The 15427-nt window shown below is 66.6% G+C and carries 12 protein-coding genes and 1 other RNA gene; 7 read left to right on the forward strand and 6 right to left on the reverse strand.

Annotated elements, in window-relative coordinates; genetic code table 11:
* Window positions 1-2: 2 nt before the first annotated feature.
* Window positions 3-248, forward strand: a complete 246-nt coding sequence (locus N5C28_RS23250; protein WP_279825790.1) for a hypothetical protein — start codon at window positions 3-5, stop codon at window positions 246-248.
* Window positions 249-255: 7 nt separating this feature from the next.
* On the opposite strand, the gene N5C28_RS23255 is transcribed toward N5C28_RS23250, so the two are convergent.
* Window positions 256-3174 carry a hybrid sensor histidine kinase/response regulator gene (locus tag N5C28_RS23255; RefSeq protein WP_279825791.1) on the reverse strand — a complete coding sequence of 973 codons (2919 nt, stop codon included), beginning with the start codon at window positions 3172-3174 and terminating at the stop codon, window positions 256-258.
* A gap of 143 nt (window positions 3175-3317) precedes the next feature.
* Between N5C28_RS23255 and ssrA the strand changes: the two genes are divergently transcribed.
* Window positions 3318-3708: a transfer-messenger RNA gene (gene ssrA, locus N5C28_RS23260) on the forward strand.
* 330 nt (window positions 3709-4038) lie between these two features.
* Entirely contained in the window at window positions 4039-4392 is a 354-nt protein-coding gene (locus N5C28_RS23265) for a hypothetical protein (protein WP_279825793.1), read from the forward strand.
* A gap of 107 nt (window positions 4393-4499) precedes the next feature.
* On the opposite strand, the gene N5C28_RS23270 is transcribed toward N5C28_RS23265, so the two are convergent.
* From N5C28_RS23270 to galE, 5 genes are all read right to left on the reverse strand, one after another.
* Entirely contained in the window at window positions 4500-4856 is a 357-nt protein-coding gene (locus N5C28_RS23270; protein ID WP_279825795.1) for a hypothetical protein, read from the reverse strand.
* Window positions 4857-4890: 34 nt separating this feature from the next.
* Complete coding sequence (locus N5C28_RS23275) at window positions 4891-7086, reverse strand: xanthine dehydrogenase family protein molybdopterin-binding subunit (protein ID WP_279825797.1); 2196 nt, start codon at window positions 7084-7086, stop codon at window positions 4891-4893.
* On the reverse strand, window positions 7083-8072 hold the full coding sequence (locus N5C28_RS23280; RefSeq protein ID WP_279825798.1) for a xanthine dehydrogenase family protein subunit M: 990 nt from the start codon (window positions 8070-8072) through the stop codon (window positions 7083-7085). Before N5C28_RS23280 ends, N5C28_RS23275 begins: the two co-directional genes overlap by 4 nt.
* Window positions 8069-8578: a 2Fe-2S iron-sulfur cluster-binding protein gene (locus tag N5C28_RS23285; protein WP_279825800.1), complete on the reverse strand. Its 510-nt coding sequence runs from the start codon at window positions 8576-8578 to the stop codon at window positions 8069-8071. The genes N5C28_RS23280 and N5C28_RS23285 overlap by 4 nt, the downstream gene beginning before the upstream one ends.
* Before the next feature lie 105 nt (window positions 8579-8683).
* On the reverse strand, window positions 8684-9805 hold the full coding sequence (gene galE / locus N5C28_RS23290; protein WP_279825802.1) for a UDP-glucose 4-epimerase GalE: 1122 nt from the start codon (window positions 9803-9805) through the stop codon (window positions 8684-8686).
* Between the two features lie 280 nt (window positions 9806-10085).
* On the opposite strand from galE, the gene N5C28_RS23295 reads away from it, so the two are divergent.
* Genes N5C28_RS23295 through N5C28_RS23310 form a run of 4 tightly spaced genes read left to right on the forward strand, consistent with a single transcriptional unit; the run spans window position 10086 to window position 15393 of the window.
* Window positions 10086-11273, forward strand: a complete 1188-nt coding sequence (locus N5C28_RS23295; RefSeq protein WP_279825803.1) for a glycosyltransferase family 1 protein — start codon at window positions 10086-10088, stop codon at window positions 11271-11273.
* Window positions 11261-12463 (forward strand): UDP-galactopyranose mutase, encoded by a 1203-nt coding sequence (gene glf / locus N5C28_RS23300; RefSeq protein ID WP_279825805.1) that lies wholly within the window; start codon window positions 11261-11263, stop codon window positions 12461-12463. The genes N5C28_RS23295 and glf overlap by 13 nt, the downstream gene beginning before the upstream one ends.
* Before the next feature lie 12 nt (window positions 12464-12475).
* The gene (locus tag N5C28_RS23305) at window positions 12476-13618 is read left to right on the forward strand and encodes a beta-glucosidase (RefSeq protein ID WP_279825807.1); all 1143 of its coding nucleotides are present in this window, start codon (window positions 12476-12478) and stop codon (window positions 13616-13618) included.
* The gene (locus N5C28_RS23310; protein WP_279825809.1) at window positions 13615-15393 is read left to right on the forward strand and encodes an ABC transporter ATP-binding protein; all 1779 of its coding nucleotides are present in this window, start codon (window positions 13615-13617) and stop codon (window positions 15391-15393) included. The genes N5C28_RS23305 and N5C28_RS23310 overlap by 4 nt, the downstream gene beginning before the upstream one ends.
* Window positions 15394-15427 lie beyond the last annotated feature (34 nt).

A 15427-nucleotide genomic window follows, 5' to 3' on the forward strand; every position in this document is an offset into this window, starting at 1 on the left:
CCATGCGACGTCTTGCCGTTTTCCTGAGCACCCTGCTTCTGAGCACCAGCCTCTGGGCCATGCATTGTCCGGCGGACATGGCCAAGATCGATGCGGAGCTGAAAAACAATCCACCCAGTGACCCCACCGTGCTGGCCCAGGTGCAGAAACTCCGCGCCGAAGGCGAGGAGCTGCACAAGGCGGGCAACCACAGCGAATCCGTGAAAGTACTCGGCGAAGCGCTGCAGTTGCTCGACGCCAGCGAGTAGGCGTTCTCTAGAGGCCCTGGCCCAGCAAGGACAGGGCCAGGCGCCGTACCTGCGCCAGCTCGATGGGCTTGGCCAGGCAGGCTTGCGCACCACGACGCCGCGCCTCGGCGAACCCGGCTTCATCCACCGTCGCACTGATCACCATCACCGGCACCGCCTGCAAACGCAGGTCCCTGCGCATGGCATCCAGTACCTGCAAGCCATTGCCGTCTGGCAGGTCCAGGTCGAGCAGCACCAGGGTCGGTGTGCTCTGCGCCAGTTCGGCCAGCGCACGCTGCACCGATCCCGCCCCGCGCACCGCGGCGAATTCGCGCAATGCCTCCTGGACCACCTTGGTACAGGCCGGGTGATCCTCCACGCACAGCACGTCAGCGAGCTTCAGCGGCTCCTCGAGATCGCCCGGGGCGTCGCTCGGCACAGCCGGTGGTGGCGGCGCGGCCCCCGGCAGGTCGATCCAGAAGCGGCTGCCCCGACCGACCACACTCTGGAAGCCCATGTCCCCGCCCATCAGCGTGGCCAGCTCGCGGCACAGCACCAGGCCGATGCCGGTCCCCGGGATGCTAGAGTTCTCGCGCCCGAGGCGCTGGAACGGTTGGAACAGCTGCACCTGCTGGGCGGCGGTAAGCCCCGGTCCGGTGTCCTCGACCCAGAGCCGCACACACGCCGGGCGGACTTCATAGCCCATGCTGATCAGCCCCTGGGGGCTGTTGTACTTGATGGCGTTGGACAGCAGGTTGAGGATCACCTGGCGCAGCCGGCGCATGTCGGCCTGCACATACAGGCCGGTATCCGCGGCCGCGACCACCTGCAGCTGCAGGCGCCGTTGCTGCACCTCCGGTTGCACCAGCTCGGCGCAGCCATTGAGCAGCGCGCCGATCTCCACGGCCTGCAACTGCAACTGCTGGCGCCGGCTCTCGATACTCGACAGGTCGAGGATGTCGTCGACCAGTGAGGTCAGGTGACGGCTGGCGTTGACGATCTCGCGGGCGTAATCGGCCTCCTGCTGCGAGCCGGGCTTGTCCTGCGCCTCCATTTCGATCAGTTGCCCGAACCCGTAGATGGCATTGAGCGGGGTGCGCAGCTCGTGGCTCATGCTCGACAGGAAGCGGCTCTTGGCCTGGCTGGCCTCCTGCGCCTCCAGGCTGGCGTGACGCAGCTTTTCCTGGACCTGCTTGAGCCGGGTGATATCCACATGCGTGCCAGCGACGCGCAGAGCCTGCCCCTCGGCGTCGCGCTCCAGCACCCGCCCGCGGCTGAGCAGCCAGGCGTACTCGCCCCGGGCGTTGGCATAGCGGTACTCGCTCTCGAAACGGTCCTCGCCACTGACGGCGAACAGCTGGCGCAGGTGACGAATCCGTTCCAGGTCATCGGGGTGCACGCGCTGGTTGAATTCGCTAAAACTCATGCACTCGCTGGCCAGGCCATAGCGTTTGACGAAGCGCTCGCTGAGCGTGATGGTCACACTGGTGGTGTCCACTTCCCAGAGGCTTTCCGTGGTGCTTTCCAGCACCACCTCCAGCAGGCGCTGCGCTTCGTGACGCTTCACCTCGCTGGCCTGTAATTGCTCGCCCGTCTGCTGCACGGCCTGCGCCATGAAGGCCAGTTCATCGATCTGGGTAGCCGGCGCACTGGGGTGGAAATCGCCCAGGCCGAGCCGGCGCATCATGCCGATGATGCCGTTGATCGGCAGCACCAGCTCATCGCTCAGGCGTCGGGAACGCACCCACATCCAGGCGAAGAACAACAGGTAGAACAGCCCCAGACCGGCGATCAGCAGGTAGCCGATCTGCAGGTAGCGCTCGGCCAGGCGATTGGTCTCGCTGAAGATATGCTCCTCATCCACCACCAGCAGCAGGCGCCAGCCGGTCTGCGGAATCTCGCTCCAGGCCACCAGTTGCTTGCGCCCGCCGAGCAGCACCTCCTGCACGTTGTGGCCGCCCGAATTCATGGCGTCGAGCAGGGGTTGCAGGTCCGGGCGCCTGCTCAGGTTGAAGTCCTCGGGCTTGAGCACTTCGCGGTGCACCGCTTCGGCGTAGGAGTATTGGGTCAGCTCGCGCAGCCCGAAGTCGGCCTCGCCATCCTGCGGCAGGGCCATGATGTTGTTGTCGCGGCTCACCAGCATCGCGTAGCCCTGCCAGGGCACATTCAATTCACCGATCTCGGCGAGCATCTGCCCGACCGTGATATCCAGCCCCACCACCCCTTCCAGAAAGTCGCCCCGGTAGACCGGCGCGACCGCCGACATCATCCAGCCCAGCCCGGCCGGATCGAGGTAGACGTCCGTCCACATCACCTTGCGCCCGGGGTTGTGCGTGGCGTCGGCCAGGTAATAGAAATTGAAATCGGGTATCACCATGTCATGGGGATACTGCTCGGGCGTGATGAAAAACGGGTAGATGCGGTTGTAGCTGTCCCAGGTGTTGATATAGGTGGCGGCCACCAGCGGGTTGGCCGAGCGGATCGAGCGCATCAGCGGGTCGAGCTGCGACAGGCGCAGGGCCTTGGCGTGATCCTGCTGCGCCGCCGGGGTGCTGTTGGCATAGAACGAGGCCGCGCGCCCATCGTCGCTGTGGCTGTAGAACACGCCGGAGTCGGTCATCCGGTGCCGCCCCACCTCCAGGGCATCGGGCTGAAAGCCCTCATTGAGCACCGCCTGGACCGCCGCGTCGCGGAAAATCTGCGCCTGAGACTCCACCGCTCCGAGCCGGCTGTCGATCACCTGAACCTCACGCTCCACCGCCGCCGACAGGTCCTCCAGCGCCCCCTGCTGCAGGTGGCCGATCTGCGCGTCACGAATGGCCTCGTTGCTCAACAGATAGACCGCGATCAGCACCGATTCGACCAGAATCAGTGGTATCAGGGCACTCTGTACAAACGCGCGCCAGATCCACTGGCGCAGGGGGTGACGCGTCGCACGGGGCGGCATAGGCAAGGTCTCATCCCAAAGACATGACAGCTCTGACCGGCAATCATAGCTGCACTCGACGATCAGCGTCCGGCACGCGTATGCGGGTCGACGCTGCGGAACCTTTGCCGTACACTGCACGTCTCACGTTTACCACCAGTTTGGGGGCCGATTAGGATTCGACGCCGGTAGCGAAACTCGAGGTGCATGCCGAGTTGGTAACAGAACTCGTAAATCCACTGTTGCAACTTCTATAGTTGCCAATGACGAAAACTACGAGGGTTACGCTCTCGCTGCGTAAGCAGCCGAGCCCGCTCTCCTGGTAGCTTCGGCTCCAGCAATCATCAGGGGATGCCTGTAAACCCGAAATGATTGTCAGATAGAACAGGATCGCCGCGTAGTACGTTGTGGACGAAGTGGCTAAAACTTACACAACTCGCCCAATGCACCCTGCCCGTCGGGCGGCTGAGGGTTAACTCAATAGACACGGCTAAGCATGTAGTACCAACAGCGGAGAACTGGCGGACGGGGGTTCAAATCCCCCCGGCTCCACCAAATAAGCAAGCTAAAGCCCCTGCCAAGTCAGGGGCTTTTGTTTTTCTGCGCGTGCGCCATCACCCCACCTGCTGTCGCCCCATAAACCGTGCAACAGTCGCCACAATTCTTCGATTTATCTGCTGGACGCCCTTGAGCAAAAAGCGTACAAGGTGAGTAATGCGGCCGGTTCCAGGCCGCTGACCCCCACTCTCCCGCCCAAGCCCAGGTCGCACCGCTGAACGCGACTAACCACAGCTTCGCTGAAGCCTAATCAGGACCGTGGATTTCATTCGCCGAGCCGCTTGATCAGACGACGTCACTGTGCGTGCTCGCCATCAGGAATTCGTTATGGGACTGGTCAATCGCGCCTGTTTTGAAGCCCCCCTGTATCTGCAGAATGACTCGCTGCACGTCGATGTGCTGTGGCACGGGCAGCAGGTGGTCGCCGTCAATATTCTCTTCAACGGGGCCATCCAGGCGGTCTACTACCCGCCCCAGCCAACCTCGGCCGAGGCCGATGAACTGGAGCGGTTGTGCCGCCTTGCCCTGGGCCGGTACCAGATGGACGGGAAGGATCGAGCAGGCGCCGATAAACGCCCGGCCATCGTGCTGGATTCGGATATCCCGAAATACGAAGGGGTGCTGCTGAGCCTGCCGAACGGAACGCAGTTCCTGCTGGAGGACGAGCGCCAGCCCGCGTAGTTCAGGCGAAAGGCCGACCCGCACAGCGGTTGCCGAGCCCGAAGCCCCTTCGCCTCGGCTGAAAGATGCATGAAAAAGCCCGCTCGAAGCGGGCTTTTTCATGTCCGTCAGAACGAGTACGTCAGACCGATGCGCGCGGAAGAACTGGTCCACTCGCTCTTCACGCGGCCGTTGGCGGACGAAAAAAGGGCGCCGGTGTTATACAAGACCCGGCTGTGCGCATCCACCTGGGTGTCGCCCAGGTCGTAATAGAGGTACTCGGCACGGATACGCAATTGCGGCGCGACGGCGAACTCGCCCCCCAGGCCCGCGACCCACCCGGTGCGATTTGCCGAGCTGCTGGTCGTCGAGGAGAGGAAAGCAGGTGGCGGTGCCGTCGGCCCCAGCAGCGGCGCATACGAATTGAGCTCGGTCGACACCTTGGCGCGGGCGACACCCGATCGTCGGGCAACATCTGCGAACAACGCCCAAGATCACGCAGGCATCACCCAACCGCCGTCACACCACTTTGTCCAGTGTGATCGGCAGCCGCCGAATTCGCTTCCCGGTGGCGTGGTAGACGGCGTTGGCCACCGCGGCGGCGACGCCGACGATGCCTATTTCACCAACGCCCTTGGAGCCCAGGGCGTTCACAGCCAGGTCATCCTCTTCGACGAAGATCACCTCGATGTCGCCCATGTCGGCGTGGACCGGCACATGGTATTCGGCGAGGTTGTGGTTCATCACGCGGCCGAGGCGGTGGTCGACCTTGGCTTCTTCCTGCAAGGCCATGCCAAGCCCCCAGACCACGCCGCCGAGGATCTGGCTGCGAGCGGTTTTCGGGTTGATCACGCGGCCGGCGGCAATGGCGCTGACCACCCGGGTGATGCGGATGCTGCCCAGGGCCTCGTCCACCTGCACCTCGACGAAGACCGCCGAGTGGGTGGCGCTGGCAAAGGGCTCGCGCTGTTTACCCGGCTTGGCATCGACGTGCGCCTCCAGGCTGCCATGACGTGCCAGCAAGGCCTGCCAGTCGATGGCGCGACTGCTGTCGTCGCCCTGCTGGACGCGCCCGCCGCTGCAGCGCAGCCGGCTGGCATCGGTGAACGGCGCATCGGGCAGTTGCCGGGCGGCTTCGCACAGGCGTTGCGCCAAGGCCAGGCAGGCCTCGCGCACGGCGCTGCCCACCGACGACACGGTAAAGGAGCCGCCCTGCAGCGGCGCGGTCGGCAGGGCGGAATCCCCCAGCTTGAACACCACCTGCGCCGGGTCCAGGCCGAGGGTGTCGGCGGCGATCTGGGTCATGGCGGTGGCGGTGCCCGGGCCGATGTCGCAGGTGGCGCTGGCAACGATCAGGCGGCCGTCGGCGCTCAGGCTGGCCCGCGCGCTGGCGGGCATCTGCATGGCTTCCCAGACACCGGTCGCCATGCCCCAGCCGATCAGTTGCTCGCCGTCGCGCATGCTGCGTGGTTGCGCGCTGCGCCGGCTCCAGCCGAAGGCGTCGGCGCCCTGCTGGTAGCAGGCCCGCAGTTCCTTGCTCGAATAGGGCTTGCCCTTGTTCTGGTCGGTGTCGCTGTAATTGAGCAGGCGCACCTGCAGCGGGTCGGCGCCCGTGGCCCAGGCCAGTTCGTCCATGGCCGACTCCAGGGCGAACAGCCCGGTGGCCGCGCCGGGGGCGCGCATGTCCAGCGGCGTGTAGGCGTCCAGCGGCACCAGTTTGTAGTCCAGGCGCAGGTGGTCGCAGTGGTAGAGCATGCCGGACCAGGGCACTACCTGCTCGGTGAAATCCTCGAAGCGCGAGGTCTGGCCGATGGCCTCGTGAACCAGTCCCTGCAGCTTGCCGTCCTTCGACGCCCCCAGGCGCAGCCGCTGAACCGTACGGGGGCGGTAGCCGAAGGTGAACATCTGTTGGCGGCTCAATACCACCCGCACCGAACGTTTGAGCACCAGCGCCGCCATGGCCGCCAGCGGCAGCTGGTACTGGGGGCGCAGGCCCGAGCCGAACGCGCCGCCCACGAAGGACGACAGCACCCGCACGGTCGATGGCTCGAGCTTGAGCACATCGCACAGGTAACGCTGGCTGTTCTGTGGCCCCTGGGTCTTTTCGTGCACCAGCAGGTGGCCGTTGGCCTGGTAGATCACCGTCGAGGCGTGGGGCTCCATCGGGTTGTGGTACTCGTTGGGCAGTTCGTACTCCAACGCCAGCTGCACCTCGGCAGCCTCGATGGCCGAATCGGCATCGCCCCGGGGCTTGGGCAACTCGGCCGGCGCCGGGTGGGCGCGGTCCAGTGCCTCGCCCAGGTCCGTGGCGTGGTCGTCGACCTCATAGTCCACCCGCACCAGGGACGCCGCATGCCGCGCCAGCTCCAGGCTGTCGGCCACCACCAGGGCCACCGGCTGGCCGCTGTAGCGCACCCGCGCATTGAACAGCGGCCGGAACGGCGAGCCGTCCGCCGCATCGTCGTCTTCGTAGCTCTCGTCGTCATTGGCCATGGGCGGGCGATTGTCGTGGGTCAGCACCAGCACCACCCCTGGCAGTGCCTGGGCCGCCGAGGCGTCGATCTGGCGGATGCGGCCCCGGGCAATCGAACTGCAGACCACGCTGCCGTGCAGCAGGTCGTCGGCCGGGTGTTCGGCGGCATAGCGCGCCCGGCCGGTGACCTTGAGCACGCCGTCGACGCGGTCGAGGGGCTGGCCGATGGAATGCGTGGTCATATGGGCGTCCCCTTGGCGGCGGTGGTCAAGGCGCGAACGATGGCGCGGCGCAGCAGCTCGACCTTGAAGGCGTTGTGGTGCAACGGCTGCGCGCCCTCCAGCATGCGCGCAGCGGCGGTTTCAAAAGCCGTTGCGTCAGGCTGCTGGCCGAGCAGCACCGCCTCGACCTCGGGGCGGCGCCAGGGCTTGTGCGCCACCCCGCCCAGCGCCAGACGCGCGGCCTGGATACGGCCATTGGCATCGAATGCCAGGGCTGCCGCCACCGACACCAGCGCAAAGGCGAACGAGGCCCGGTCGCGCACCTTGAGGTAGGTGCTGTGCTTGGCAAAGTCCTCGGGCGGCAGCTCGATGGCCAGGATCAGCTCGCCGTTCTCCAGCACGCTATCGCGCTGCGGCGTGTCGCCGGGCAGCCGATGGAAATCACTGAACGCCACGCGCCGCTCGCCTTGCGCACTGGCCACGATCACCTGGGCATCGAGGACCGCCAGGGCCACACAGAAATCGGACGGGTGCACCGCCACGCAGTGCTCGCTGGCGCCGAACAGCGCGTGGTTGCGGTTGAGCCCGTCACGCGCCGGGCAGCCACTGCCGGGCTCACGTTTGTTGCACGGTACCTGGCTGTCATAGAAGTAGTGGCAGCGGGTGCGCTGCAGCAGGTTGCCACCCGCGCTGGCCATGTTGCGCAGTTGCGGCGATGCACCGGACAACAGCGCCTGGCCCAGCAGCGGATAACGCCGCTCGACCTCCGGGTGCCAGGCCAGGTCGGCATTGCTCACCAGCGCACCGATGCGCAGGCCGCCCGCCGCCGTCGCTTGGACCTCGCGCAGGGGCAGCCCGTTGATGTCGATCAGCCGCCGCGGGCGCACCAGGTTTTCCTTCATCAGGTCGACGAGGTTGGTGCCACCGGCGATGAACAGGCTGTCCGGGCCGGCCAGGCGCAGGGCGTCCTCGACCTGCCCGGGCTTGCTGTAGGCGAACGGGGTCATGGGCGCACCGCCGTTTCGCAATCGGGCAAGGCCTCTTCGATGGCCGCCAGGATGTTGCTGTAGGCGCCGCAGCGGCACAGGTTGCCGCTCATGCGCTCGCGGATATCGTCCGCGCCGGCGACACGCCCTTCCGCCGCCAGCCCCACCGCCGAGCAGATCTGCCCCGGCGTGCAGTAGCCGCACTGGAAGGCATCGTGACGGATGAAGGCGCGCTGCATCGGGTGCAACTCATCACCCGCCGCCAGCCCCTCGATGGTGGTGACCTCATGGCCATCGAGCATCACCGCCAGCAGCAGGCAGGCATTCACCCGGCGGCCGTCGAGCAGCACCGTGCAGGCGCCGCACTGGCCGTGGTCGCAGCCTTTCTTGGTGCCGATCAGGTCGAGTCGTTCACGAAGCAGGTCGAGCGCGGTGATCCACGGATGGACCTCGACCTGGTGGGAGGCTCCGTTGAGCGTCAGGGATATCGCCTGGCGCTCGAAGCCGTCGGTGCGGGTATCGCTCATGGGGGCAACCTCGGTCAGTCGGATGTCTTGGTGCATCCATGAGGTTTCTGAGACCCCCGCGTGCAAATCGTTCAGGTCATGTGAACAGCGGCACGGCGCCGCGCCTCAGCGCACGACGCCCGCTGCCGGCCGCGGCGCCAGGGCCTCGGCAAGCTCGACCTCCCGGGCTCCGGTCAGCTCGGGCAGCTCCTGGACCGTGGCGTCCGTTTCCCGGGCGGCCCGGTAGCCATGGGGATTCATGTGCTGCCAGCGCCAGGCATCTTCCAGCATGGTGCGCAGCCCGCGCCGGGCGCTCCATCCCAGTTCCCGCTCGGCTTTGGTCGGATCGGCCCAGCACTCGGCGATGTCCCCGGAGCGCCGCGCCGTGATGCGAAACGGCAGCGCTCGGCCGATCACCCCTTCGAACGCGCGGAGCATTTCCAGCACCGAATAGCCTCGGCCGGTGCCCAGGTTCCAGACCGACACGCCCTGGGTCCGGGCGAGCCGATCCAGGGCGCACAGGTGCCCTTCGGCCAGGTCCACCACATGGATGTAATCACGCACCCCGCTGCCGTCCCGGGTCGGGTAGTCGTCGCCGTAAATGCGCAGGTAGGGCCGGCGGCCGATCGCCACGTGCAGCATGTACGGCAGCAGGTTGTTGGGGATGCCGTCGGGGTCTTCGCCGATCAGGCCCGAGGGATGCGCACCGATGGGGTTGAAGTAACGCAGCAAGGCGATGGACCAGCGACTGTCGGAGTCGGCGAGCGCCTTGAACACGTTTTCCGCCATCAGCTTCGACTGGCCGTAGGGGTTGGTCGGAATGCCCGTGGTGCAGCGCTCGCTGATCGGTGCGTTGACCGCTTCGCCATAGACCGTGGCCGACGAGCTGAACACCAGCTCGAATATGCCCGCATCCGCCATGGCCTGGCACAGGGTGATGCTGCCCGCCACGTTGGTTTCGTAATAGCGCAGCGGGTCCTGCACGCTCTCGCCCACCGCCTTGAGGCCGGCGAAGTGCATGACCGCGGTGACCGGCCACTGCTGGAACAGCCCGTCGAGCACGGCACGGTCACGGATGTCGCCTTCGACGAACCAGGGCGCTCGACCCGCGATCTGCGCCACCCGCTCGAGCGAGGCGCGCGAGCTGTTGCACAGGTTATCCAGCACCAGCACGTCGTGGCCGGCTTGCAACAGCGAGAGCACCGTGTGGGAACCGATGTAGCCGGCTCCTCCCGTGACCAGAATCATATGACCTCCAGCGAGACAAGGGCTTGAAGGGACCGGCCATGAGCTTGCCGATGGAGGAACCTTCGCCGCGGTTTTAGGGGCGCGATCCCAGATACCGACGGGGCCACGAGGGCGGGAGTTCAAGGAGAACGATGAACGCACCCGCCGGCGGCAGCTCGGCCGATTTGTTGAACTGCCCGCTCCGCCCGGCCTCCACTGCTGGTATCACTTCTTCGCTCGAATCGACTGATGCCGGCGCGTTGCACGACGCGCTGCGCCGGCCACCTAGGGAGACGGAACCATGAGTTGGGCAGGCCCCTTTCAGCAGCCGATCGGAAAATCGCCGTCGCAACCCGACACCTCTGAGGCGGCGGTGGTGTTCGATCCGCTGATCCCGACCTTGCTGTGCCTGTCGCACCTGCGCTGGAGCTTCGTCTACCAGCGCCCGCAGCACCTGATGTCGCGCTTCGCACGGGAATACAACGTGCTGTTCTTCGAGGAGCCGGTGCCCACCGACGAAGCCGAACCCTGGCTGGAGGTACGCCCCGACGAGGAAGGGGTGCAGATCCTGGTGCCGCGCCTGCCGGCGGGCCTCGACGCGCAGCGCACCCAGGCCGCCCTGCGCACCCTGCTCGACACCTACCTGGAGCGGCTCGAGGTCGAGGACCTGTTGCTCTGGTACTACACGCCGATGAGCCTGGGGTTCACTCGCCACCTGCAACCGAGCACCGTCGTCTACGACTGCATGGACGAGCTGTCGGCCTTCGACGGCGCGCCGCCCGACCTGCTCGAGCACGAACGGGAACTGCTCGAACGCGCCGACCTGGTGTTCACCGGCGGCCATAGCCTGTGGGAGGTCAAGCGCGAGCTGCACGGCAACGTCCACGCCTTTCCGAGCAGCGTGGACATCGCCCATTTCGCGACGGCGCGAGCGTTCCAGAACAACCCGCCCGACCAGGCCGGCATCGGCCGACCGCGCCTCGGTTTCTACGGGGTGATCGATGAACGCTTCGACGTCGCGCTGCTCGACCAGGTCGCCGCGCTGCGCCCGGACTGGCAGTTCGTGATGATCGGCCCGGTGGTGAAGATCGACCCGGCCTCCCTGCCCCGGCGACCGAACATTCACTTCCTCGGCGGCAAGACCTACGACGAACTGCCGCAGTACCTCGCCGGTTGGAACGTGGCGCTGATGCCCTTCGCGCTGAACGAATCGACCCGCTTCATCAGCCCCACCAAAACCCCGGAATACCTTGCCGGCGGCTGCCCGGTGGTCTCCACCCCCATCACCGACGTGGTGCGCAGCTACGGCAAGAGCGGCGTGGTGCTGATCGCCGACACCCCGGAAAAATTCGTCGCCGCCTGTGAAAAGGCCCTCGACCTGGCGGCCGACCGACCGGCCTTTCTCGAACACGCCGACCGTGTGCTTGGCGACATGTCCTGGGACCGGACCCAGGCACAGATGAAGGAGCAGATCGAATGCCTACGCTGAACGCCAATGACCGCCTGGAAGGCGAACGAGGTTTCGATTACCTGATCGTCGGCGCAGGCTTCGCCGGCAGCGTGCTCGCCGAGCGCCTGGCGGCCGGACTGGGCAAGCGCGTGCTGCTGATCGACCGCCGCCCGCACATCGGCGGCAACGCCTACGACCACCATGACGAGGCCGGCGTGCTGATCCACCGCTACGGCCCGCATATCTTCCACACCAACGCCCAGCGCATCGTCGACTACCTGTCGCGCTTCACCGAGTGGCGGCCCTACGAACACCGGGTACTGGCGGTGGTGGACGGCCAGCAGGTGCCGATCCCGATCAACCGCACCACACTCAACGCCCTGTACGGCCTCGCACTGAGCAGCGACGAAGAGGCCGAGCAGTACCTGGCCAGCCGCGCCGAACGGGTGGAAACCATCCGCACCAGCGAAGACGTGGTGATCAACCAGGTCGGCCAGGAGCTGTACGAGAAGTTCTTCCGTGGCTACACGCGCAAGCAATGGGGCCTGGACCCGTCGCAGCTGGACAAGTCGGTCACCTCGCGCATCCCCACCCGCACCAACACCGACGACCGCTACTTCACCGACAGCTTCCAGCAGATCCCCCTGCACGGCTACACGCGGATGTTCGAGCGCATGCTCGACCACCCGAACATCACGCTCCTGCTCGATACCGACTACCGCGAGGTGCGCCACCGGGTCGAGCACGAGCACCTGATCTACTGCGGGCCGATCGACGAATACTTCGACTTCCGCTTCGGCAAGCTGCCCTACCGCTCGCTCCGGTTCGAGCACAAGAGCCTGGACCAGGAACGGTTCCAGGCCGTCGGCACGGTCAACTACCCGGACGAAGCCGTGCCCTACACCCGCATCAGCGAGTACAAGCACATCACCGGCCAGCAGCACCCGACGACCAGCGTCACCTACGAATACCCCTCCGCCGAAGGCGACCCCTACTACCCGATCCCGCGCCCGGAAAACGCCGCGCTGTACAAGCGCTACCAGCAGCTGGCGGACGCCACGCCGGGCGTCACCTTTCTCGGCCGCTTGGGCACCTACAAGTACTACAACATGGACCAGGTGGTGGGGCAGGCGCTGGCGCTGTACCAGCGCATCGAGGAGGCGCAGCGACAACCCGTCGTGCCGCCACCCACCGCGCCGGATGACAGTCTGGTCAGCCAGGCGCGGTGAGGATCGTCGACGATGCACGCTCCTTCCCTGTTCGACAGTTTCTTCATGGGCGGTTTCGAGTGTTCCACCCACCGCCGGCAGGACGGTCGGCGCCTCGACCTGATCGAGGGCACCGCCCACCACCGCTGGGCCCGTGAGGACTACGCCGCCCTGCGCCGACAGGGCCTGCGCACCGTCCGTGACGGCCTGCGCTGGCACCTGATCGAAACGGTGCCCGGGCACTACGACTGGTCCAGTTTCCTGCCGCAACTGCGGGCCGCCGAAGGCACGGGCACCCAGGTGATCTGGGACCTGTGCCATTACGGCTGGCCGGACGACCTCGACATCTGGCGACCGCCGTTCGTCGAGCGCTTCGCCCGCTTCGCCGCAGCCACCGCGCGCATCGTCCGGGAGGAAAGCGACCGCATTCCCTTCTATTCGCCCCTCAACGAAATGTCGTTCTGGGCCTGGGCCGGCGGTGAAGTCGCCTACTTCGCCCCGCTGGGCACGGGACGTGGCGACGAACTCAAACACCAGCTGATACGCGCCAGCATCGCCGCCATCGAGGCGATCCGCGCGGTCGATCCCCGTGCCCGCTTCGTGCAGGTCGACCCGGTCATACACGTCGTGCCGCGCGGCAGCCGCAACAGCGAGCAGGAAGACGCCGAACGCTATCGCCTCTCGCAGTTCCAGGCCTGGGACATGCTGGCGGGCATGCAATGGCCGGGGCTCGGCGGCAGACCCGAGTACCTGGATATCCTCGGGGTGAACTACTACGACAACAACCAGTGGTTCATGGGGGGCGGCACCCTGTGGCGCGGCGACCCGCTGTACCGGCCGTTCAGCGGCATCCTGGCGGAGGTCTACCAGCGCTATCGCCGGCCGATGCTGGTGGCCGAGACCGGTGCCGAGGGCGAACAGCGCGCCGACTGGCTGCGCTACATCGGCGAACAGGTGCACCTGGCCCTGCAGCGTGGCGTGCCGCTGGAAGGCATCTGCCTGTACCCGATCCTCGACTACCCCGGCTGGACCGATGATCGCCATTGCCAGGCCGGGCTGTTCGGTTTTGCCGACGCCACCGGACAGCGCCCCGTGCATGCGCCACTGGCCGACGAGCTGCGCCATCAGCAGACGCTGTTTGCCGCCATGGCCGAACAACTGGCCCGGCAGGCATGAACACCCCACCTGCCGGCGCCGCGCCGCACGCCCTGCCGGGCAAGCCGATCGCCTTCCTGGCGCGCTACGTCCGTCGTCGTCCCTGGCACTTCGGCGGCATGTTCCTGCTGATCGTCGGCGCCGGCAGCTGCGCGGTCGCCGTGCAATACGGCATGAAACTGCTGGTCGACGCGATGGCCACCGATGACCGCCAGCAGGCGGATGTGTGGTTCCCGCTAGGCCTCTTCATCGGCCTGATCGTGGTGGAAAACGTGTTCTGGCGCCTCGGTGGCTGGCTGGGCTGCCGCACGGTGGTGGCCAGCTGCGTGGACATCCGGGTCGACCTGTTCCGCCACCTGACCGGCCACCCCATGCGTTATTTCGCGCAGCACTACGCCGGCGCCCTGGGCAACCGGATATCCGCCACCGGCCAGGCCGCCGGCGCCATCTATGGCGGCCTGGCCTGGAAGATCATGCCGCCGTGCGTGGATTTTCTCGGCGCGGTCATCGTGCTGTTCACCGTGCACACGCACATGGCCTGGGCGCTGATCGGCTTCGTCCTGGTGGTCGGCGTGCTGATCATTTCCTTCGGCATCCGCGGGCGCAGCAAGCACCAGCGTTTCGCGGCCCAGGCCGCCCGGGTCGGCGGCGAGCTGGTGGACGTGGTGTCCAATGTCTGGACGATCAAGGCGTTTTCCGCCCGCGACCGCGAGAGCCAGCGCCTGGCCGAGGAAATCGGCCTGGAAGCCCGCGCCCAGCGGCGCAGCTGGATGTACCTGGAAAAGGCCCGGGTCATCCATGACATCTGCCTGTCGCTGATGGCCGGCGGCATGCTGATCTGGGCGATCCAGCTGTGGGTCGCCGGCAGCGTGACGGCGGGCGACGTGGTGATGGTCAGCGCCCTGACCTTCCGCATCCTGCACGGCTCGCGCGACCTGGCGCTGGCCCTGGTGGACACCACGCAGCAGATCGGCGCCATCGACGACACCCTGAAGATCATCGTGCAGCCCCACGGTCTGGACGACCCCGAACCGCAACTGGCGCTGTTTCGCGGCGACATCGAATTCCGCGACGTGAGCTTCGCCTACCCGGACGGGCGCCAGGTGTTCGAGCATTTCGACCTACACATCCCGGTCGGACAGAAGGTCGGCATCGTCGGCTCGTCCGGTGCCGGCAAGTCGACCCTGATCAGCCTGATCCAGCGCCTCGACGATGTGCAGCACGGCAGCATCATGATCGACGGGCAGGACATCAGCGAAGTCAGTCAGGACAGCCTGCGCGCCCGCATGGCCGTGGTGCCCCAGGAGACCGCCCTGTTCAACCGCAGCATCCGCGAAAACATTCGCTATGGCCGACCGGAAGCCACCGACGAGGAGGTCATCGCCGCGGCGCGCCATGCCTTCTGCGACGCCTTCGTGCGGGAGCTGCCCGAGGGCTACGACACCTTGGTGGGCGAGCGCGGCGTGATGCTCTCGGGCGGCCAGCGGCAACGTCTGGGCATCGCCCGCGCGTTCCTCAAGGACGCGCCGATCCTGGTGCTCGACGAAGCGACCTCGGCCCTCGACACCCACTCCGAGGCAGAAATACAGACCGCCCTGGGTGACCTCATGCAGGGCCGCACGGTGCTGGCCGTCGCCCATCGCCTGTCCACCCTCGCCAGCTTCGACCGGGTGCTGGTGCTGGAAGACGGCAGAATCGTCGAAGACGGCCCGCCGCAGCAGCTGTGCCTGCAAGACGGCACGTTCTCGCGGCTCTGGCGCACCCAGGCCGCCGGTTTCATGGATGTCGAAGGCTGAGCACGGAGCCCCCAACCACGTATCACGCATGGGC

It is taken from the genome of Pseudomonas sp. GD03944 (assembly GCF_029839275.1).
Classification (GTDB): domain Bacteria; phylum Pseudomonadota; class Gammaproteobacteria; order Pseudomonadales; family Pseudomonadaceae; genus Aquipseudomonas.